This is a genomic window from Mesorhizobium neociceri, assembly GCF_013520985.1.
GTDB lineage: Bacteria > Pseudomonadota > Alphaproteobacteria > Rhizobiales > Rhizobiaceae > Mesorhizobium > Mesorhizobium neociceri.
The window spans coordinates 118952-139715 of sequence record NZ_JACDTY010000010.1; the positions used below are offsets into that span (position 1 = coordinate 118952).

General features: G+C 63.9%; 16 protein-coding genes. 7 read left to right on the forward strand and 9 right to left on the reverse strand.

Annotated elements, in window-relative coordinates; translation table 11 throughout:
• Window positions 1-24 precede the first annotated feature (24 nt).
• The gene (gene ybaL / locus H0241_RS20535; RefSeq protein WP_181059566.1) at window positions 25-1815 is read left to right on the forward strand and encodes a YbaL family putative K(+) efflux transporter; all 1791 of its coding nucleotides are present in this window, start codon (window positions 25-27) and stop codon (window positions 1813-1815) included.
• A 21-nt stretch (window positions 1816-1836) separates the two neighbouring features.
• Here the strand turns inward: ybaL and H0241_RS20540 are convergent, their stop codons facing one another.
• A complete protein-coding gene (locus tag H0241_RS20540; RefSeq protein ID WP_181059568.1) occupies window positions 1837-2646 on the reverse strand; it encodes an AraC family transcriptional regulator in 810 nt (269 codons plus the stop codon).
• A gap of 103 nt (window positions 2647-2749) precedes the next feature.
• On the opposite strand from H0241_RS20540, the gene H0241_RS20545 reads away from it, so the two are divergent.
• On the forward strand, window positions 2750-3670 hold the full coding sequence (locus H0241_RS20545; RefSeq protein ID WP_181059570.1) for a zinc-binding dehydrogenase: 921 nt from the start codon (window positions 2750-2752) through the stop codon (window positions 3668-3670).
• Between the two features lie 29 nt (window positions 3671-3699).
• Here the strand turns inward: H0241_RS20545 and H0241_RS20550 are convergent, their stop codons facing one another.
• From H0241_RS20550 to H0241_RS20580, 7 genes are all read right to left on the reverse strand, one after another.
• Window positions 3700-4452 carry an SDR family NAD(P)-dependent oxidoreductase gene (locus tag H0241_RS20550; RefSeq protein WP_023733595.1) on the reverse strand — a complete coding sequence of 251 codons (753 nt, stop codon included), beginning with the start codon at window positions 4450-4452 and terminating at the stop codon, window positions 3700-3702.
• Window positions 4453-4515: 63 nt separating this feature from the next.
• Window positions 4516-6792, reverse strand: a complete 2277-nt coding sequence (locus H0241_RS20555; protein WP_181059572.1) for a transglycosylase domain-containing protein — start codon at window positions 6790-6792, stop codon at window positions 4516-4518.
• A 205-nt stretch (window positions 6793-6997) separates the two neighbouring features.
• Complete coding sequence (locus H0241_RS20560) at window positions 6998-7144, reverse strand: hypothetical protein (RefSeq protein ID WP_181059574.1); 147 nt, start codon at window positions 7142-7144, stop codon at window positions 6998-7000.
• A gap of 25 nt (window positions 7145-7169) precedes the next feature.
• A complete protein-coding gene (locus H0241_RS20565) occupies window positions 7170-7424 on the reverse strand; it encodes a GlsB/YeaQ/YmgE family stress response membrane protein (protein ID WP_181059576.1) in 255 nt (84 codons plus the stop codon).
• 108 nt (window positions 7425-7532) lie between these two features.
• Entirely contained in the window at window positions 7533-7739 is a 207-nt protein-coding gene (locus H0241_RS20570; RefSeq protein ID WP_181059578.1) for a hypothetical protein, read from the reverse strand.
• 69 nt (window positions 7740-7808) lie between these two features.
• Entirely contained in the window at window positions 7809-8429 is a 621-nt protein-coding gene (locus H0241_RS20575) for a ribonuclease D (RefSeq protein ID WP_181059580.1), read from the reverse strand.
• Window positions 8430-8523: 94 nt separating this feature from the next.
• Window positions 8524-9909, reverse strand: a complete 1386-nt coding sequence (locus tag H0241_RS20580; protein ID WP_181059582.1) for a M20/M25/M40 family metallo-hydrolase — start codon at window positions 9907-9909, stop codon at window positions 8524-8526.
• Window positions 9910-10341: 432 nt separating this feature from the next.
• On the opposite strand from H0241_RS20580, the gene polA reads away from it, so the two are divergent.
• Entirely contained in the window at window positions 10342-13281 is a 2940-nt protein-coding gene (polA, locus tag H0241_RS20585) for a DNA polymerase I (protein ID WP_181059780.1), read from the forward strand.
• 228 nt (window positions 13282-13509) lie between these two features.
• Here the strand turns inward: polA and H0241_RS20590 are convergent, their stop codons facing one another.
• Window positions 13510-13914 carry a Fur family transcriptional regulator gene (locus H0241_RS20590; protein ID WP_112562754.1) on the reverse strand — a complete coding sequence of 135 codons (405 nt, stop codon included), beginning with the start codon at window positions 13912-13914 and terminating at the stop codon, window positions 13510-13512.
• Window positions 13915-14194: 280 nt separating this feature from the next.
• Here H0241_RS20590 and H0241_RS20595 point away from each other — a divergent pair, with 280 nt between their 5' ends.
• The 4 genes from H0241_RS20595 (at window position 14195) to H0241_RS20610 (ending at window position 20644) form a co-directional block, all read left to right on the forward strand.
• Window positions 14195-16414: a caspase family protein gene (locus H0241_RS20595; protein ID WP_181059584.1), complete on the forward strand. Its 2220-nt coding sequence runs from the start codon at window positions 14195-14197 to the stop codon at window positions 16412-16414.
• A 93-nt stretch (window positions 16415-16507) separates the two neighbouring features.
• The gene (locus H0241_RS20600) at window positions 16508-16900 is read left to right on the forward strand and encodes a hypothetical protein (protein ID WP_181059586.1); all 393 of its coding nucleotides are present in this window, start codon (window positions 16508-16510) and stop codon (window positions 16898-16900) included.
• On the forward strand, window positions 16897-17607 hold the full coding sequence (locus H0241_RS20605) for a DUF4760 domain-containing protein (RefSeq protein ID WP_181059588.1): 711 nt from the start codon (window positions 16897-16899) through the stop codon (window positions 17605-17607). The genes H0241_RS20600 and H0241_RS20605 overlap by 4 nt, the downstream gene beginning before the upstream one ends.
• 58 nt (window positions 17608-17665) lie before the next feature.
• The gene (locus H0241_RS20610) at window positions 17666-20644 is read left to right on the forward strand and encodes a caspase family protein (protein WP_181059589.1); all 2979 of its coding nucleotides are present in this window, start codon (window positions 17666-17668) and stop codon (window positions 20642-20644) included.
• Window positions 20645-20764: the final 120 nt, after the last annotated feature.

Sequence of the window (20764 nt, forward strand, 5' to 3'; positions counted from 1 at the left end):
TTCTCGAAAGGCGCTCCATAGACAATGCCGCATGACACGCCCCTTATCGCCACCATCGTCGCCGGTCTGGGGCTGGCATTCATCTTCGGGGCGCTCGCCAACCGTTTTCGCATCCCGCCGCTGGTCGGCTATCTCGTCGCCGGCGTGCTGGTCGGACCGAACACGCCGGGCTTCGTCGCTGATGCCGGTCTTGCCAATGAGCTGGCCGAAATCGGTGTCATCCTGCTCATGTTCGGCGTCGGCCTGCATTTCTCGCTAAAAGATCTTCTCTCGGTCCGCGCCATCGCCGTGCCCGGCGCTATCGTCCAGATCGGCTTTGCCACCGCGCTCGGCGCAGGCCTTGCCTGGATGCTTGGTTGGTCGATGGGCGCCGGCCTGGTCTTCGGCCTGGCGCTCTCTGTCGCGTCCACCGTGGTGCTGCTGCGCGCCCTGCAGGAGCGGCGGCTGATCGAGACCGAGCGCGGCCGCATCGCCGTCGGCTGGCTGATCGTCGAGGACCTGGCCATGGTGCTGGCGCTGGTGCTGTTGCCCGCCCTTGCCGGCGTGCTCGGCGGCCAGCCGCAGGTCGATGACCATGCGAGCTTGCTGTCGCTGCCGGCCAGCTACGGCATCTGGGGCGTCGTCGGCCTCACGCTGGCCAAGGTCGTCGCCTTCGTCGTCGTCATGCTGGTTGTCGGCCGCCGGGTGATCCCGTGGATCCTGCACTATGTCGCCCATACCGGCTCGCGCGAACTGTTCCGGCTGGCGGTGCTGGCCATCGCGCTCGGGGTCGCCTTCGGCGCCGCCAAACTGTTCGGCGTCTCGCTGGCGCTGGGCGCCTTCTTTGCCGGCATGATCATGAGCGAATCCGAACTCAGCCACCGTGCGGCAGAAGAATCCCTGCCGTTGCGCGACGCTTTCTCGGTGCTGTTCTTTGTCTCGGTCGGCATGCTGTTCGACCCGTTCAGCCTGATGAGCAATGGCTGGCCGATCCTGGCGACGCTGGCCATCATCGTCATCGGCAAGTCGTTGGCCGCTTTCGTCATCGTCATCGCCTTCCGCTATCCGCTGGCGACCGCCTTGATGATCTCGGCCAGCCTCGCGCAGATCGGCGAGTTTTCCTTCATTCTGGCCGAGCTCGGTGTCGGGCTGAAACTGTTGCCCGAACAGGGACGCGACCTGATCCTTGCCGGCGCCATCTTGTCGATCCTGGTCAATCCGCTGATGTTCCTCGCCCTCGACTGGATGAAGCCTTGGCTGGACGCGCGCGCTGCCAAGACAACGCCACCGGAAGAGGCCAAGCCGGTCGGCCCAGCGACGCAACCGGGACAAGTGGCCTCCGTGGCCACAGCTGCAAAAGAGGATGATCCGCCGCCGCACACGGCGCTTTCCGGTCACACCATCCTGATCGGCTATGGCCGCGTCGGCAGCCTGGTTGGTGCGGCGCTGAGAGAGGCGTCGCTGCCCTTCCTGGTCATCGAGGACGCCGACAAGACGCTGGCCAGGCTGAGAGACGACGGCGTCGAGACCGTCTCCGGCAATGCGGCCAATGCAGACGTATTTGCCGCTGCCAATCCGCAGGGCGCCAAACGATTGATCCTTGCCATTCCCAACGCCTTCGACGCCGGGCAGGTCGTGCTCAGGGCCCGCGCCGCCAACCCCGGCATCAACGTGATTGCACGCGCCCATTCCGACGCCGAGGTCGAGCATCTCACGGCGCTAGGCGCCGACACCGTCATCATGGGCGAACGCGAAATCGCCCGCGGCATTGTGGAAGAGGTGCTGGGGCAAAAGCCAATGCCGCGCCCCGGCGCCATTGAACCCTCGCCGGCTTGAGGCTTGTCGGTAGAGCGTTGATTACGCCACGAAAGCGGAGCCGCCATTGTGCGCGACACTGGCGAGATATTTTGCCGGCGGCTTGCCAAGCGCCTTCTTGAACATGGTGATGAACGCGGTGACGGAGCCATAGCCGAGATCGCCTGAAACCTGCTGCACGCTGGCACCGGCGGCCAGTTCCCGTATGGCGACGATCAGGTGCAATTGCTGGCGCCAGCGGCCGAAGCTCAGGCCGGTCTCCTTCACCACCAGACGGGCGAGGCTGCTCTCCGAGAGCGCGACGCGACTGGCCCACTCGGCAAGCGTGCTGCGGTCGGCAGGGTCTTGCGCCAGGGCTTCGGCGATCCGCTGCAAGCGCGGCTCGGACGAGATCGGCAGATGCAGCTGTTGGACCGGCATGCGTGGCAGTTCGGAGAGCAGGATCGTGGTCAGAAGCTCGTCCCTCGCCTCGTCTTCCTCCACACGATCGGCCAGCTCGATGATCAGTTCTCGCAGCAGCGGCGAGATCGACAGCGTGCAGCACCGGTCCGGCAGGTCGGCAGCTCCCGGCTCGATGTAGACGAAGAAAATCCGTGCATTGGCGGTGGCGATGTTGCTGTGTTCCATACTGCCCGGAATCCACACCCCGCAATGCGGCGGTACCATCCACAGCCCGCTCGGGACGCGGCATGTGACACCACCGCCGAGCGCGACGACGAGCTGGCCCTTGCGGTGCCAATGGGCGGCCACTTCTGCCTTGGTTTCGGTGACGTCGACGCGCACGGCAATTGCCGGCGCGGCCACTTCATCGACGTCGAAATTGACCCAGGGGTAGCGGAGCGGCTGTCTCATCATTGACCAGTTTTAGCGATTATTCGCCATGATAGCTCAATTCTTTGAACGGGGAAGTCGATAGAGTCCGGGGCATCCACAAACCACCGGGAAAGTTCGACCCATGCGCGCCCTCGTCATCTCTCCCGACAGCACCACCCGGCTCAGGCTCGCCGAAATCGAGGAACCCCGGCCGCTTGCCAACGAAGCGCTTGTCCAAGTCCACGCTACCTCTTTGAACCGCGGCGAACTGCGCCTGCTCACCATACGCCCGGAGGGTTGGATACCTGGCCAGGACGTGGTTGGCATTGTCGAGCGCGCAGCAGCCGACGGCTCCGGGCCAGCCGCCGGCGCTCGGGTTGTTGCCCTGTTCGATGAGGCCGGCTGGGCCGAACGTGTCGCCGTCTCGACCGACCGTCTCGCCGTCATCCCGGATGACGTCAGCTTCGGGTCCGCCGCCACGCTTCCGGTCGCGGGCACAACCGCGCTGAGGGTCCTGCGCCACGGCGGCGACCTCGCGGGACAGCAGGTCCTGATCACCGGTGCCAGCGGTGCGGTCGGCCGTTTTCAGATCCAGATCGCCCGCGAGCAAGGCGCCTGCGTAACCGCGATCGCCGCCGCCAGGCATGCCGAGGATCTTCGCGGCCTCGGTGCAGAGCAAGTCGTCGAGTCGATCGAACTGGCCAAGGGGCCGTTTTCGCTGATCACCGAGTCGGTCGGCGGCCAAAGCCTCGCACACGCCATCGAACGCGTCGCACCGGGCGGCACCATCGTCATATTCGGTTCGAGCAGCGGCGAACTGACGCCGGTTGGCTTCAGACAGTTCGTTCCCGGCCACGAGGGGGCGCGGCTTCAGACCTTCGCCTACTACACGTCAGGTCCAGACATCGGCGCCGATATCGCCTCGCTGCTCGCTCTGGTCGCGGCTGGTCGGCTGGAAACCCGCGTGTCGCTGACCGTGCCGTGGACAGACATCGGCCAGGCCCTGGACGCCCTGCGGCTGCGCAGCTTCAGCGGCAAGGCTGTCCTCACAATCGCCGACTAGGAACGGCCCCTAGCCTGAAATCGGCCGGCTCAAACGTGCTGGCCGCCATTGATGTGGATTTCCGAGCCCGTCACGTAGGACGCCTGCTGCGAGCACAGGAAGAAGATGATGTCGGCGACCTCTGCCGTGGCGCCGAGCCTTCTGAGCGGGATGGTCTCGACGATCTTGTCGGTGCCCGGCGACAGGATCGCGGTGTCGATCTCGCCCGGCGCAATCGCATTGACGCGAATGCCGTGCGGCCCGAAATCATGCGCCATCTCACGCGTCAGCGAGCCGAGTGCGGCCTTCGACGTCGCATAGGCGGTGCCGGCGAAGGGATGCACGCGGGTGCCGGCGATCGAGGTGACGTTGACGATCGAGCCCTTGGCAGCCGCCAATTCCTTGAACAGGCCGCGCGCGAGCATGATCGGCGCGAAGAAATTGACCTGGAACACGTCGCGCCAGACATGCATCGGGGTGTCGATCGAATCCATGCGGCTGTTGCCGTCCTTGAGCTTGGGCGAAATGCCGGCATTGTTGACCAGCGCGTGCAACTGCCCACCATGCGCTTCCAGCCGATGGCGTATTTCCGAGACGGCGATGCCGACATCCTCTTGATCGGCGAGATCGACCTTGATGTGGTCCTCCGGGCCGGCAGGCCACGGGCAGTCCTCGGCAAAGGCCTGGCGCGAACAGGTGATGACCCGCCAGCCCTCGCGCGAAAAGCGTTTGACCGTGGCATGGCCGATGCCGCGGCTGGCGCCGGTCAGCACGATGGTTTTTCTGGTGTCGGTTTCAGCCATGGCGGAGTCTCCGGCCGGACATGTAGCCGAAGGTAGCCTAGCTGGCGAGAGGCGACTTGTCGCTCAGCCGCCGCCGAGAATATCAAGGATCGACGTCTTGCGCTTCTTGGTCGGGCCTCCGACGCTGCCGGGCGGCACCGGATGCTTGATCGAGGCGGTGGTGCCGCCGTCGCCGGGCATGTCGAAGCCGTCGGCATCGACGGTTTCGGCCGGACGGCGGACTGGCGCTCGTGCCGGGACAGCAGCAGGCGCCGGAGCGGCAGAAGGGGCCGACTGGCCGACTGACACGGCAGGCAACGGCGCTGGCTGGTTGTTGTCAGCCGAGGGAATGTCGTCGGGGACGATGGTGTCGGGCGGCGTCGACTTCCAGGTGCCGGGCAGCGGCCTGACCGGTACACCTTCGTGCGCGGCGACCATGAATTCGTGCCAGGCCTGTGCCGGCAGCGCGCCGCCGGTGACCTTCTTCATCGGGCTGCCGTCATCATTGCCGAACCAGACGCCGGTGGTGAGGTTGGCGGTGTAGCCGACGAACCAGGCGTCGCGCGAATTCTGGCTGGTGCCGGTCTTGCCGGCCGACGGCCAGGCGAAGGCCGCCTTCTTGGCCGTGCCGATCTCGACCGTGCCGGTCATCATCGAGTTCATCATGCCGACAATGTCCTGCTTGACGACGCGCGGCGCGCTGCCGCCATTGTCGTCAAAAAGCACCTTGCCTTCGGTCGTGGTGATGCGGCGGATGAAATGGATATCCGGCTTGTAGCCGCCATTGGCGAACGGCACGTAAGCCGATGTCAGCTCCAGCGGCGTCACTTCCGAGGTGCCCAGCGCAATCGAGGTGTTGGCGATCAGATCGGACTGAATGCCCATGCGGTGCGCCGCCTCGACCACCGCGTCGGGCCCGACCTCCATGGTCAGCTGTGCGGCGACCGAATTGAGCGACTTCGCCAGCGCGGTCGCCAGCGTCACCTTGCCGAAATACTTGCCGCCGTAATTGTCCGGCGTCCACTTGCCGATCTTGATCGGAGCGTCGTTGCGCACGCTGTCGGGTGTGCGGCCGGCTTCGAGTGCCGCCATATAGACGAACGGCTTGAACGCCGAGCCGGGCTGGCGGCGCGCTTCCGAAGCGCGATCGAACTGGCTGGTCGAATAGTCGTAGCCGCCGACCATGGCGCGCACGGCACCCGAATTGTCGATCGACACCAGCGCGCCCTGGCTGACATTGAGCTTCTTGCCGCTCTCGTCGATCAGCCGGCGGATCGACTGTTCGGCGAGCTTCTGCAGGTTGAGGTCGACGGTGGTGTTGACGACGATATCGCTGCGCACGTCGCCGATCAGGTCGGGCAGTTCTTCCATGATGGTGTCGGCGACATAGTTTTCCGAGCCGGTCCAGTAGGATGGCGCGCGCGTCGCCGGCGCGCTCATGGCCGAGGCCAGTTCCTTGGCACTGATCTTGCCTTCGTCGCGCATGGCGGCCAGCACCAGCTGCGAGCGTTCTTCCGCCGCCTTCGGGTCGCGCGCCGGCGACAACCGCGACGGAGCTTTCAACAGGCCGGCGAGAAGGGCTGCCTCCGAAAGCGTGACATCGCGCGCGCTCTTGCCGAAATAGCGCCGCGAGGCCGCCTCGACGCCATAGGCGCCGGAGCCGAAATAGACCCGGTTGAGATACATTTCGAGGATCTGGTCCTTGGTGTGCTTGTGCTCCAGCCAAAGCGACAGCAGCACCTCCTGCACCTTGCGTTCCAGCGTGCGGTCGGGCTTCAGGAACAGGTTCTTGGCCAGCTGCTGGGTCAGCGTCGAGCCGCCTTGCGAGAAATGGCCGCCCAGAATGTTGGTCACCATGGCGCGCGACAGGCCGATCGGGTCGATGCCGAAATGCGAATAGAAGCGGCGATCCTCGATGGCGATGACGGCTTCGGGGATGTAGGGCGACATTTCGTGCAGGCCGACCGCCTCGCCGCCGCTCATGCCCCTGTTGGCGAGCAACTGCCCGTCGACCGAGACGATCTTGATGTTGGGCGCGCGGTCGGGGATCGACCAGGTGGTGGCCGCCGGCATCTTGGCGCCGTAGTAGACGACAATGCCGGCCACCGCGATGCCGCCCCAGATGCAGAGCACGAAGCACCAGTAGAACATCCGGGCCAGCACACCGAACAGGCCGCGCCGGCTTTTGCCGCGCCTACCGCGCGATGATGATTTTGCCTTGGAGGTTTTGCGCGCCGTGGAGGATTTGCGATTGCCCGGCACGACGCGATCCTCCTCGTTCACCGAAAAACCGGCCGGAGATTTCGCCTTTGGCGATCCCTCGAAGCTGGGTTCGATGCGACTGTCTCTGCGGTTCGCCATGCGTTGCGCTGTCTTCCCGGTGCCAATGGCGCTCGGGTTGGAGGGTAGATGCGGCGGTTTAAGGGCGCGTTAAAGCAGGGGTTATGCACCCTTTTGAAATTCCTTAAGAATTTCTAAATCGGCTACGCCCGCTGCCTCCGGCATGGCGCATCCGCGCCTGCTTGTACGTTGCGGACGGCAGAGCCCTAGGCTACCCCGGAATATTTCAATTCTGCTGGATCGAAATGCCCTTGTCGTCGATCTTCAGCTCCACGCCCTTGGGCTTGGTCTGCTCGTGATAAATGTAAGCACCGAGGGCGATGACCACGACCGCGAGCGCGCCGATAACGAGATAAAGTGTGTTCTGTTTCACGGCGCGCTCCGTTTGGTATCGAGCGTCACGCTCGCTTCAGGACCTTCACCAGCACCAGAAGGATAACGGCGCCGATCGTGGCGTTGATAATGGCGGCCAGAATGCCGCCGCCGATGGCAAAGCCGAGCCTTGGGAAAAGCCAGCCGGCGATGAAGGCACCGATGATGCCGACGACGATGTTGCCGATCAGACCGAAACCGAAGCCCGAGACGATGAGGCCGGCGAGCCAGCCGGCAATGGCGCCGATGATCAGGAAGATGAGAAGGCTTTCGATGCCCATGGCGAGTCCCTCCAGGATGAGAGGCGGCTGCGGAGCGGAAGGCTCCGAATCAGCCTCGTTTTCAACAACTTCAGGCTATGCGAAAGCGGATGACCTCGCCAGCGGCGCTCATTGGTCGTCGTCATCGTCGCTGGAGGCAGGCCGCCAACTGGTCGGGTCGACCTTTTTCTGGGTGTCGCTGTCGGTGTAGACCCACCAGGCGCCGTCACGGTATTGCCCGACGGATTCACTGACGACGCCGGCGCCGTCCCTCCACAGAACAGTGACCTTGGACCCGTCCGTCGGCGCGGTCGCTATCGGCTTGCGGTCTGCCATGTCATCCCCCTCATTGAGCCGACAGAACGCTGCGGCGCGCGTCTGGTTCCAAACGGGCTAGGAGCAGGCTCAGCTGTGAGCGAAAATATCCTCTTCGTCCCAGCCCATCAGATCGAGCTTGGCACGCGTCGGCAGGAAGCGGAAGCAGGCGTCGGCTTCCTTGGTCCTCCCGTCCCGCGCCAGCCGTCCGGCCAGCACGTCGCGCAGCCGGTGCAGATAGAGCACATCGGAAGCGGCATATTCGAGCTGTTCGGGCGACAGGGTCTCGGCCGCCCAGTCCGACGACTGCTGCACCTTCGACAGGCCGACGCCGAGCAGCTCGAAGCAGATGTCCTTCAAGCCGTGCCGGTCGGTATAGGTGCGGGTCAGCCGCGAGGCGATCTTGGTGCAGAACACCGGCTCCGGCATGACACCAAAGGCATTGTAGAGCACCGCAAGATCGAAACGGCCATAGTGGAACAGTTTTGTGATGCCGCGGTTGCGGAGCAGGCTGACCAGGTTCGGCGCCTTCTTCTGGCCGGGCGCGATCTGGATTACGTCGGCGGAACCATCGCCCGGCGAGATCTGCACCACGCAGAGCCGGTCGCGATGCGGGTTCAGCCCCAGCGTCTCGGTGTCGATGGCCACCGCGTCGACATTGTAGTGCGAAAGGTCGGGAAGATCGTTTTTGTGGAAGCGGATGTCGGCCATTGTTTTCTCCGGGTCGCGGCGTGCCCCCTCGTCGCCGCGATCCGGAGAAAAATCAACAGAAAGTTGATTCTCACGCTATTCGTGATTTCACCTGTCAGCGCGTCAGTGCATCGAGAATGCGCGCCCAGGAACGCTGGCCCTTGTGGAAGGAGGTCAGCTCGTATTTCTCGTTGGGCGAGTGGATGCGGTCGTCGTCTAGGCCGAAGCCGACCAGCAGCGATTCCATGCCGAGATAGGTCTGGAAGTCGCCAACGACCGGAATGGAGCCGCCACTGCCCGTCGTCACCGCGGGCTTCGGCCATTCATCCGACAGCGCATTCTTGGCCTTGGCCAGGAACGGCGAGTCGTAGGAAAGCTGGATCGCCAGCGAGCCGCCATGCGGGTGGAACTGGACCGAACAGTCCGCGGGAATGCGCTCCCTGACGAATTTCTGGAACGCGGCGCGGATCTTTTCGGGATTCTGCTTGTGGACGAGGCGGAAGGAGATTTTCGCCGACGCTTCCGCCGCGATCACCGTCTTGAAGCCCTTGCCGGTATAGCCGCCGATAATGCCGTTGAACTCAGCCGTCGGCCGCGCCCAGGTGAGCTCCAGCACCGAGCGGCCCTTTTCGCCGGACGGGATCGACAGGCCGATAGGCCCGAGGAAGGTCTCAGCGGTCTCGCCGAGCGTCTCCCAGGATTTCAGGATCTGCGACGGCGTCTCCTCGACCCCGTCATAAAAGCCGGGAATGGTGATGTGGCCGTTCTCGTCATGGATGTCGGCCAGGATTTTCGCCAGGATGCGGATCGGATTGGCGGCGGCACCGCCATAAAGGCCCGAATGCAGGTCGCGATCGGCCGCCTTGACCGTGATTTCCTCGCCGACCAGACCGCGCAGACCGACGCAGATCGACGGTGTCTCGCGGTCCCACATGCCGGTGTCGCAGACCAGGGCGAAGTCGGCCTTGAGCTCTTCGGCATTGGCCTCGAGGAACGGCTTCAGCGACGGCGAACCGGACTCCTCCTCGCCCTCGAACAGGATGGTGATGCGGCAGGGCAGATTGCCATGCACCTGCTTCCAGGCGCGGCAGGCCTCGACGAAGGTCATCAGCTGCCCCTTGTCGTCGGCCGAGCCGCGGCCGGTGATCACCTTGTGGCCGGGCTCGACCTCTTTCACCGCCGGGGCGAACGGGTCGCTCTCCCAAAGCTCGATCGGGTCGACCGGCTGCACGTCGTAGTGGCCGTAAAACAGCACATGCGGCGAACCGGCGGGGCCGTCATGATGCGCAACCACCATCGGATGTCCGGGTGTGTCGCGCACCGAAGCGTCGAAGCCGATCAGCTTGAGCTCGGCCACCAGCCATTCGGCGGCCTTGCGGCAGTCGGCGGCATAGTCGGAATCGGTGGAGATCGACTTGATGCGGAGCAGGCCGAACAGGCGCTCCAGGCTCTGGTCGAGATTTGCGTCGAGACGGTCGAGGACGGGGGAAATGGTGGACATGTCTGGCGAGCCTTTCGATTGGGTGCCGGGACCGTAAAGGCAGCGCATCAAAACGAAAAGCCCGCGATCGTTGGACCACGGGCTGCAATTGCTTGATCAAAGATCAGAAGGCAAAAAAAGAGCCGCCGTGGTGGAGGGGGAACCACGGCGGCCTTTACTCGAAACGTTGCGGCAGCCCGGAGAGGGGGGATAGGCTGCCGCAGTTGTCCGGGATAGGCGGGGGACGGGCCTTGCTCCGGACTCGGCGAAAACTGCCGATGAGCTCTATTTGTGTCTTCGAACATGGCGTTTCAAGGGCAAGAAAATTACACTTTTGTAACATGGCCGTGAGCGTATCGGCCGGGCAGGCTCTGTCAGGATGTCGTCGCAACACCTGTTGGAAGCCCGCCTTTGCCATGGACCGCGAAGCTTGGCCGCGCTATCCCTGCCGGCATGAAAAAAGGCGACCATCTCTTCCTTGTCGACGGCTCCGGCTACATTTTCCGCGCCTACCACGCGCTGCCGCCGCTCAACCGCAAATCGGACGGGCTGCCGACCAATGCGGTGCTCGGCTTCTGCAACATGGTGTGGAAGCTGATGCAGGACGCCCGCAACACCGATGTAGGCATCGTGCCGACGCATTTCGCCGTCATTTTCGATTATTCGTCGAAAACCTTCCGCAACGAGTTCTACCCCGAATACAAGGCCAACCGCAACGCGCCTCCGGAAGACCTGATCCCGCAATTCGGACTGATCCGCCAGGCAACCGTCGCCTTCAACCTGCCTTGCCTCGAGATGGAAGGGTTCGAGGCCGACGACCTCATCGCCACCTATTGCAAGCTGGCCTGCGAGGCCGGCGCCGACACCACCATCATCTCCTCCGACAAGGATTTGATGCAGCTGGTCGGCCCCACGGTCGGCATGTACGACCCGATGAAAGACCGCCAGATCGGCATCCCCGAAGTCATCGAGAAATGGGGCGTGCCGCCGGAAAAGATGATCGACCTGCAGGCGTTGACCGGCGACTCCGTCGACAATGTCCCTGGCGTGCCCGGCATCGGCCCGAAGACGGCGGCGCAGCTTCTGGAACAATTCGGCGACCTCGACGGGCTGCTGGCCCGCGCCGGCGAGATCAAGCAGGACAAAAGGCGTGAATCCATCATCGCCAACGCCGACAAGGCACGCATATCGCGCCAACTGGTGACGCTGAAGAACGACGTGCCGGTCACCGACGGCCTCGACGATTTCGTGCTGCACGCGCCGGACGGGCCGAAGTTGATCGGCTTCCTCAAAACCATGGAATTCACCTCGCTGACCCGCCGCGTGGCAGAAGCAACCAGCACCGAGGCCGGCGATGTCCAGGCCGTCGCTGTAACCGTCGAGCGCGCCGACACCGCGCATGGCCCCGATGTCGGCTCCGGCGCACCGGTAAGCACCGGAACGAACGAAGCAGCACAAGCTGCAGCCACGGCCGATACCGCCAGAGCCGGCGATACCCCTTCTTTGCTTTCAGCACTTCGCCTCGAGGCGGCGTCCGCCGCCAAGATCGAGCCCGGCGCCTATGTCGCGATCCGCGACACGGCAACCCTCAAGACCTGGCTGGCCCAGGCGAAGGAGACCGGCATCGTCGCTTTCGACACCGAGACCACCTCGTCGGATCCGATGCTGGCCGACCTGATCGGTTTCTCCCTGGCGATCGGCCCCAGCCGCGCCGCCTATGTGCCGCTGGCGCACAAGAGCGGCGCCGGCGACCTGCTTGGCGGCGGCACGCTGGAGAACCAGATTCCGGTCCGCGAGGCGCTGGCGCTGCTGAAGCCGCTGCTGGAAGACAAATCGGTCCTCAAGATCGCCCAGGACGCCAAATACGACATCGTCGTCATGAGCCGCCACGGCATCGATATCGCGCCATTCGACGACACGATGCTGATCTCCTACGTACTTGACGCCGGCACCGGCCACCACACTCTGTCCTCGCTTGCCGACAAATGGCTTGGCCATGCCACGACCCCGCTCAAGGACCTCGCCGGCTCCGGCAGAAGCTCGGTCGGGTTCGAGCAGGTCGACATCGACCGGGCAACCGCCTACGCCGCCGGCCATGCCGACGTGGCGCTGAGGCTGTGGCAGGTGCTGAAGCCGCGACTGGCCGCCAAGGGACTGGTCTCCGTCTATGAGCGGCTGGAGCGGCCGCTTGTGCCGGTGCTGGCCAGGATGGAGCAGCGCGGCATCTCGGTCGACCGTCAGATCCTGTCGCGGCTCTCCGGCGAGCTGGCGCAAGGCGCTGCCCGGCTGGAAGAGGAAATCTACGGCCTCGTCGGCGAACGCATCAACATCGGTTCGCCAAAGCAGCTCGGCGATATCCTGTTCGGCCGCATGGGTCTGCCTGGCGGCTCCAAGACCAAGACCGGGCAATGGTCGACCTCGGCGCAGCTTCTGGAAGATCTCGCCGCCGAGGGCCACGAATTGCCGCGCAAGATCGTCGACTGGCGCCAGCTGACCAAGTTGAAATCGACCTATACCGATGCCCTGCCCGGCTTCATCCACCCCGACACCAAGCGCGTGCATACGTCCTACGCGCTGGCGGCGACGACCACGGGCCGCCTCTCCTCCTCCGATCCCAATCTGCAGAACATCCCGGTGCGCACCGCCGAGGGTCGCAAGATCCGGACGGCCTTCATCGCCGACAAGGGCCAGAAACTGGTCTCGGCTGACTACAGCCAGATCGAGCTCCGCGTGCTGGCCCATGTCGCCGAGATTCCGCAGCTGACGCAGGCTTTTGCCGACGGCGCCGACATCCACGCCATCACCGCTTCGGAAATGTTCTCCGTGCCGGTCGAAGGCATGCCTTCGGAAGTGCGCCGCCGCGCCAAGGCGATCAATTTCGGCATCATCTACGGCATTTCGGCCTTTGGCCTCGCCAACCAGCTGTCGATCCCGCGCGAAGAGGCCGGCGCCTACATCAAGAAGTATTTCGAGCGCTTTCCCGGCATCCGCGACTATATCGAGGCGACCAAGGCCTATGCCCGCGAGCATGGCTTCGTCGAAACCATCTTCGGCCGCCGCATCCACTATCCGGAGATCCGGTCGTCGAACCCGTCGATCCGCGCCTTCAACGAGCGCGCCTCGATCAACGCCAGGCTGCAAGGCACCGCCGCCGACATCATCCGCCGCGCCATGGTGCATATGGACGAAGCGCTGGAGAAGGCCGGTCTGTCGGCCCGCATGCTGCTGCAGGTGCATGACGAGCTGATCTTTGAGACGGTGGAGGCGGAAGTCGAAGCGACCATCCCCGTGGTGCGCCGCGTGATGGAAAATGCGCCTATGCCGGCCATCTCGATGTCAGTGCCGCTGCATGTCGACGCCCGGGCGGCCAACAATTGGGACGAGGCGCACTGACGCTCGGCCGCACTCGGCTAAGTCGCGATCCGGCACACCCCCCTCTGCCCTGCCGGGCATCTCCCCCTCAAGGGGCGAGATTGAACGTCACAACGGCTTTCGCCAATCACCAACGTTGCAGAATTAGCGCGTCACCAACGCTGCCAATCTCCCCCCTTGAGGGGGAGATGTCCGGCAGGACAGAGGGGGGTGCTGTCCCGCCAACGTCACTGATTAGCGGGCAATCTCCTAAGCCGCCTCAGCTCTACACTTGGCACACGTCCCACGAAACTCGATCACCGCCTTCTTGGCGGCAAACCCTGTCGAGCGAACCCACTCATCCAGCCGGTGATCGACATCATGGTCGGACATCTCCGTCACCTGCCCGCACGTGTCGCAAATGGCGAAGGCGGTCATCGAATGGCTGTGATCGTGCGGCTCGGCGCAGGCGACGAAGGAATTGAGGCTTTCGAGCCGATGCACGAAACCTGATTTCACCAGGCTGTCGAGCGCACGATAGACTTGCAGCGGCGCGCGGAAACCGCGCTCGCGCAGCTGGTCGAGCAGCGTATAGGCGCTGAGCGGTCCGCTGGCGGCCTCGAGCTTTTCGAGCACGCTCAGCTGATTCTTCGTCAGCACATCCCTTGCCGCCATGATCCTGTTTTCCGATCGTTTAGAGCATGATGCCGAAAAGTGTGAAGCGGTTTTCTTGGACAAACGGGAACCGTTTGTCCACGCATCATGCTCCATCTCTTTGACTCTCAACTTCCTTGAGATAGCGATGAAACGGGCTTTTTGCCACTGTTTCCGTTATCGCCATCGACACCATGACCGCTACCGTCGGTTGGCGGCACCGACCACATTCAAAATACTGACAAAATCCTCGGCAAAAGGTGCCGCACTTGCAAATTCGATCAGGCTTGGGGAAGCAATCATGATCAAACTGACTCGGCGGACGCTGCTCGTCGGCACGTCGGCGCTTGTGGCCGCCGGTACGGTCTCGTTCCGCGCCCTCGCCGCCTCGCGCACCTATCATGCGCTGCTGGTTGCCTGCACCGACTATCCCAACCTGCCGCAGAAGAACTGGCTGATCGGTCCGAAGAACGATGCCGGCCTGGTCCGCGACTATCTCCTGAAGAACACGCCCGATCCGGTAAAATTCTCGGCCGAGAACGTGACCTTGCTCGCCAAGGACGTCGAGGGCGCCAACGGCCCGCCGACGCATGCGGCGATCAAGGCCGCCCTTGCCGATCTCGCCGGCAAGGTGCAACGCGACGATTTCGTCTACCTGCATCTGTCCGGCCATGGCGCGCAGCAGCCGCAAGCCAAGGCCGGCGACGAGACCGACGGCCTCGACGAGATCTTCCTTCCCTCCGACATCGACAAATGGATCAACCGCGAAGAGGGCGTGCCCAACGCGCTGGTCGACAACGAGGTCGGCGCCGCTCTTGACGCCATCCGCGACAAGGGCGCCTTTGTCTGGGTCGTGTTCGACTGCTGCCATTCCGGCACCGCGACACGCGCCGCGGAAGTCGATGACGAACTGGAGCGCAAGGTCGAATTCGCCGACCTCGTTGGCGGCGACGATGCGGCGAGAGCAGCGGCCGTCAAGACCTATGACGACATCTCGGCGGGTGCATCGCGCGGTTTCGACGAGAATGGCGGCCGCAAGCCGGCCTTCAACCTGACGCCGACCGGCGCCGAGCCGATTGCCCGGGGCAGGCTGGTTGCCTTCTATGCCGCGCAGACGGTCGAGACGACGCCGGAAATGCCGCTGCCCAAGGGCACGCCCGACGCACCACGCTTCGGCCTGTTCACCTTCACCATCCTGTCGAAGCTGGCCGAGAATCCCAACGTCACTTATCGCCAGCTCGGCCAGGCCGTGCTGCAGCAATATTCCGCGGACGGCCGCACAAGGCCGACGCCCTTGTTCGAAGGCGAGCTCGACGCCCGCGTGTTCGGTACCGACAAGACCGACGCCGTCATGCAATGGCCGATTGCCGTCAAGGACGGCGACGTCGCGATCGGCGCCGGGCTGCTGCAAGGCCTCACCCCCGGCAGCAAGCTCGCCATCCTACCTTCGGCGCTGTCAAAGCTTTCCGACGCGGTCGGTTATCTCGAAGTGCAATCGGCCAGGAACCTCGAGAGCAACCTCAAGCCGGTCGAGTTCGACGGCAAGCCGGCGCTTGCGCCGACGGCCGTGCCTGCCGGCGCCTATGCACGCGTTGCCGAACTGGCGGTAGACTACAAGCTTCTGGTGGCAAAACCGGCGTCAACGGCGGGGCTCGAAAAGGAAACCGAGCTGGTCAATTCGGTTCTCGACGAACTGGCGGCGAGGCCGAATTCAGGCTTCCACATCGCGCTGGTCGAACCCGGCAAGAGCGCCGATCTGCGGCTGGCTGTGCTGCGCGAAAAATCCATTGCCGACGCTGCCGCCGACGCAACCGACGAGCCGGCGCTGTGGTTCCTCCCGGCGTCCGGCGATATCAGCTTGAAGGACGGCAGCAAGCCGCCGCGCATCGTCATCCATCAGGATGGTCGCGACAAGCTTGCCGAAAACACTGGCAAGAACCTGACCACCATCTTCCGCGCCACCGGCCTGTCGCGGCTCGCCGCCGCTTCCGACTACCGGCCGGACGAGGTCAGCGTCCAGTTCCTGATCAGGCGCCAGGACAGCGATGCGATGGAGCCGATCGAATCCTCGACCGTGCCGCGCGTGTCGCCGGGCGATCAGGTGCACATTGCTGCCAAGAACGAGTCCGACGAATTCGTCGACATCAACGTGCTCTATATCGGCAGCGACTATTCGATCACCCACATCGTCGCCGAGCGACTGGCGCCCATCAACGAGCAGGCCGATCAGGGTCTGAAGGAAGGCCTGCTCGCCTTCACCGACACCAGCTTCGGCATGGAGCGCATGATCGCCGTGCTGACCGAGGCGCCGCCGCAGAGCGAAAAAGAAGATCTGAGCTTCCTCGCTCAGGAGGGCGTCCGCGCCGTGACGCGGGCAGCATCGGGAACACCGGGTTTCTCCGACATGCTGGCCGATATCGGCATGGCGCCGGCGACGCGCTCGGTGATGCGGCTTGCCGACAAGAGCGGTCCGAAGGGCGCGGTGATGATCTTCCCGATGGAGACGGTGCCGCGCGCCTGAACATAGCTTTGTCGGCTCTTGCGCTACCGGCATGATATAGTGAAACATTTCCCGGCTCGCGGCGCCCCGATGTACCGCGGCGGGATGCAACAAATGAGGACATCAGTGCCTATCCCCGTGCCCTCCCGGCGTGCAGCGACCGCCGGCCTTGCCGCCGGCCTGTTGCTGGTTGCCAGCGCCTCGGCGGACGAAAACTGCGGCCTGTGCGCCAAGCAGATCGTCACCAATTCCGAGCTCGCCACCTGCTTTCTCGACCAGTACGACCAGATCGCCAAGACCGGCAGCACTGCCGTCGTCGTCGATCTCTCCAGTTGCGCCTCGCGCGGCGTGGTCGAACCCTTGCCGTCACCCAACAAGGCGGCTGCGGAACCCGACGTGCAGTTCATGATTTCGCGAACGCAGCTCGATTGCCTGAAAAAGAAGCTGGAGGCGCCTGGTATCGTGCTTGACCCCTCCGCCACCATCCAACTGGACAGCTGCGGATGAAAAAGCCGGGGGGCACTGCAACACAAAAACCGTCGACCGCATCGCCGGCACCGGCCAAGAAGCCGGAGAGCTTGCCCGAAACCACCGAAGGCTTTCCGTGGCCGAGCAGCCACGAAATCAAGAAGGAAGCCAACCCCTTCACCGATCGCGACTGGCGCATGCTGGCCTACGCCTGGTCGGGCCTCGCGGTGCGGCTGGCGATCATCTTCACCCTGGGCTTCTCGGTCTTCCAGTTTCTCGCAAACCAGGAGCAGAAGCGCGTCGAGCAGACGATGTCGCTGGTCGAGCTTTGGGAAAGCAAGGATTTTCAGCAGGCGCAGCGTGCGCTGAAGGAACGGCTGGCGGCGCTCAACGCCAAATACGACAATCTGCTCAGCGCCACTCCGTCGCCGACCGAGGAACAGGTGTTTCGGCAACGCATCGGCATCGAAGCGATGACCGCCGGGGGCGGCACCATGCCGATCGCCGATTTCAACGACAGTTTCGACCGCATCGTCTATTTCCTCAACCGGCTCTCCATCTGCGTCGACGGCAAGCTCTGCTCTCGCGATGTCGCCGATGCCTATTTCCGCGATTATGCCGTGTCGTTCTGGAGCTACTTTGCCGGCTACATAGAAAAGGAACGCAAGACCGGTTCCGCGAACTATGCCCAGGCGATCGAGAATTATGTGCGCCACGGGTCGCCGCCGCCTGCTGACTCCAAATAGCGGCGCAACGAAGGTGCCGGGCAGCTCTCATCCCTTGCGTGCTTTCCGGTGGCTGATCATGGTCGGTCTTCTGGCGCTGGCGTCGGTCGCCCGTGCCGAAGACCTCGATTTCCATCTCGATCTCAACACCGGCGGGCACAGTGCGAGGGTGACCGACTTGGCCTTCGCGCCGGACGGTGAGGAACTGGTCTCGGCGTCCGACGACAAGACGATCCGCATCTGGGACTGGCAGAGTGGGGTGACGCTGCGCACCATTCGCGGCTATCTCGGCAACGGCAATGACGGCAAGATCTTTGCGATCGCCGTGTCGCCGGATGGCAAGACGATCGCCGCCGGCGGATATTTCGGCGCCGGCATCGGCGACAAGCCGCCCTATGGCGATGTCAGGCTGTTCAATTTCGCTACCGGCAAAATCAAGGGTGTGCTGAATGGCGCCGACTTCGCGGTCTATGACATCGCCTTCGCGCCGGATGGAAACACGCTCGCCGCCACCGGCGGCGATGGCTTCGTCTACCTCTGGCGGGTGGACGACAAATCCGCTTCGGGCTGGACGCTGGCCACAAAACTCAATGCCGATTCATGGCGTGTCGAAAAGCTCGGCTTCGCCGCTGCGGGAACCCGGCTGGCAGCTACGACCACCGACAATGGCATAAGGCTCTGGGACGTCGCCAAGGGCGAGGAGATTGCCTTGCCCGCCGAGGCTGAACCGCTGCGGGATGTCAGCGTCGCCGCGCTCGCTGTCTCGCTGGATGGCAGCCTGTTCGCAACCGGCAGCAAGGACGGCGACGTCCAGGTCTGGCAGGCCAGCGACGGCAAGTTCGTCCGTTCCATGCCGAAGCAGGATTTTCAGATCGGTGCGCTAAGCTTCGCGACGGGTTCACGGCTTGTCGCGTCCTGCAGCTATCGCTGCGCCGACAAGCACCGCACCGTGGTCTGGAATACGGATAGCGGCGAGCAGGTGCTGGATTATAGCGGCCATGATGGCACGGTCTTTGCCAGCGCCAGCAATGCCGACGGGTCGCTGATGGCGACTGCCGGCGGCACCCGCAACGCGATCCAGGTCTGGGACCCCGCGACCAGCGACCGCAAGGCGCTGTTGCAAGGGGTCGGAGAACCGGTAACGGCCGTCGGCTTCGATGCGGCGAGCAATTCCGTCGCTTGGGGCAATGCCAACCCCTGCCCCGAACGCGTCTCCTGTCCGGAGATGCTGGGCACGCTGGACAAGACGCTGGCGCTGCCGACGGCCGAGCGGTTCTTCGAGGAGCCGGAAGCGTTGGCGCAACAGAGCGCCTATGCCCGCGCCGAGTTGACTGACGGTGAATGGTCGCTTCGCGCCGTCTCCGGGGGCAAGGATGGCCTGGAGAATGCGGTGCTGGAAATCGCGAGCGGCGGCAAGGTGGTGCACAGCATCGAGAACGCCGCCACCAATGGCTTCGTCCATTCGGCCTATACGCTGATCGACAACGGGCTTGGCCTGATCACCGGCGGCAGTGACGGAACACTGCTGGAGTACAAGACCGCGACCGCCGAGGTGTCAGGCGAATTCACCGGCCACACCGGCGAGGTTAACGCCATAGTGGCATCTGAGAAGGAGGGGCTGCTGGTCACCGGTAGCGCCGACCAGACCTTGCGGCTGTGGAATTTGAAGACGCACAAGCTGATCGTGTCGATGTTTTTTGCCGGCTCCGAATGGATCGTGTGGATGCCGCAGGGCTACTATTATTCCTCCGCCGATGGCGACAAATTGATTGGCTGGCAGGTCAATCAGGGCCGCGATCACGAAGGGCGCTTCATCAGCGCCGGTCAGCTGAAGAAATATCTCTGGAGTCCGGAAATGGTACGCCGCGCCATCATCCTGCGCAGCGCCGAACAGGCGGTCCAGGAAATGCGTCCAGGCGTCGACCGCGAGCTGGAGAAGCTGCTTGAGCGCAAGCCGCCGGAATTCGGCATCAAACTTGCCGACGACCAGAGCAATGTCCGCGAGGGCTACGTTGCCGTCGAGATCACTGGCGCGGCCGAAGCCGGCGCCGATGTCGCCGGATTTTCGATCCTCTCGAACAGCCGCAATGTCGGCGAGGTCACCGCACGCTCGGCCGATGGCGGCAAGAGCACCATTGTCGAAGTGCCGGTCGAGAACGGCGAGAACACCATCCGCATCACCGGCACCAATGAATTCGGCTATTTGACCGAGCGCAGCGTTACCGCGCTGGCCAGAAAAACCGAGAGGCCCGCCAACAAGGGCAAGCTGTACGTCGCCGTCATCGGCGTCGACAAATATCCCTTCCTGACCGATGCCTGTGCCGGCCGCGCCTGCGATCTGCGCTATCCCGTCGACGACGCGACGGAATTCCTCGAGGTGATCTCGCAGAAATCCGCGCCCTTGTTCTCGTCGATGGAGACGCTGGTGCTGGTCAACCGCGCAGCACTCGACGAGGCGCCCGACGCCGGCAAGGATGTGTTCAAGGTCGCCAGCGCCGACAGCATCCTGGAGCCGGACTCCGACACGATCGACGACCAACTCGCCGATTTCCTCGACAAGCCCGGCGAGAACGACACCACCATTATTTTCGTCGCCGGCCACGGCATCAACATCGACGAGGACTATTATTTCATTCCGACCGACGGCCGCAAACAGGACGCCGATCGCTGGAAGCGCTCCTCGCTGGTTGACTGGGGCGATATCCAGAAATCGGTCGAGCGGGCCAAGGGCATGCGCTTCATGCTGCTCGACACGTGCCATGCCGCCAACGCTTTCAACCCGCGCCTGGAAAAGGACGCGCAGGACGCGCGCATCGTCGTCTTCTCGGCAACCGCCGCCAACAACACCGCCGCCGAACTGCCCGAGCTCGGCCATGGCGTCTTCACCTATTCGATCCTCGAGGGCCTGCGCGGCCGGGCAAAGACATCCGATGGCGGCGTGACGCTGTTCGGCCTCGCCGACTACATTTCGCGCGAAGTGCTACGGCTGACAGCGTCGAAGCAGAAGCCGTTCTATTATGTCGGCGGGGTCGAGAACATCGTGCTGGCAGAGCCGTGAGGGGTTTGCGCCAAGACACCCCCCTCTGGCCTGCCGGCCATCTCCCCCTCAAGGGGGGAGATCAGCTGTTGTCTGCGGCTTCGCCAATCATCAGCGTTTCAAACGGAGACCCGGCGACGA

What these genes read in the sequence shown, in the direction of transcription:
- ybaL (WP_181059566.1), top strand. Translation starts at nt 25, where the DNA reads ATGCCGCATGACACGCCCCTTATCGCCACCATCGTCGCCGGTCTGGGG.
- H0241_RS20540 (WP_181059568.1), bottom strand. Translation starts at nt 2,646, where the DNA reads ATGAGACAGCCGCTCCGCTACCCCTGGGTCAATTTCGACGTCGATGAA.
- H0241_RS20545 (WP_181059570.1), top strand. Translation starts at nt 2,750, where the DNA reads ATGCGCGCCCTCGTCATCTCTCCCGACAGCACCACCCGGCTCAGGCTC.
- H0241_RS20550 (WP_023733595.1), bottom strand. Translation starts at nt 4,452, where the DNA reads ATGGCTGAAACCGACACCAGAAAAACCATCGTGCTGACCGGCGCCAGC.
- H0241_RS20555 (WP_181059572.1), bottom strand. Translation starts at nt 6,792, where the DNA reads ATGGCGAACCGCAGAGACAGTCGCATCGAACCCAGCTTCGAGGGATCG.
- H0241_RS20565 (WP_181059576.1), bottom strand. Translation starts at nt 7,424, where the DNA reads ATGGGCATCGAAAGCCTTCTCATCTTCCTGATCATCGGCGCCATTGCC.
- H0241_RS20570 (WP_181059578.1), bottom strand. Translation starts at nt 7,739, where the DNA reads ATGGCAGACCGCAAGCCGATAGCGACCGCGCCGACGGACGGGTCCAAG.
- H0241_RS20575 (WP_181059580.1), bottom strand. Translation starts at nt 8,429, where the DNA reads ATGGCCGACATCCGCTTCCACAAAAACGATCTTCCCGACCTTTCGCAC.
- H0241_RS20580 (WP_181059582.1), bottom strand. Translation starts at nt 9,909, where the DNA reads ATGTCCACCATTTCCCCCGTCCTCGACCGTCTCGACGCAAATCTCGAC.
- polA (WP_181059780.1), top strand. Translation starts at nt 10,342, where the DNA reads ATGAAAAAAGGCGACCATCTCTTCCTTGTCGACGGCTCCGGCTACATT.
- H0241_RS20590 (WP_112562754.1), bottom strand. Translation starts at nt 13,914, where the DNA reads ATGGCGGCAAGGGATGTGCTGACGAAGAATCAGCTGAGCGTGCTCGAA.
- H0241_RS20595 (WP_181059584.1), top strand. Translation starts at nt 14,195, where the DNA reads ATGATCAAACTGACTCGGCGGACGCTGCTCGTCGGCACGTCGGCGCTT.
- H0241_RS20600 (WP_181059586.1), top strand. Translation starts at nt 16,508, where the DNA reads ATGAGGACATCAGTGCCTATCCCCGTGCCCTCCCGGCGTGCAGCGACC.
- H0241_RS20605 (WP_181059588.1), top strand. Translation starts at nt 16,897, where the DNA reads ATGAAAAAGCCGGGGGGCACTGCAACACAAAAACCGTCGACCGCATCG.
- H0241_RS20610 (WP_181059589.1), top strand. Translation starts at nt 17,666, where the DNA reads ATGGTCGGTCTTCTGGCGCTGGCGTCGGTCGCCCGTGCCGAAGACCTC.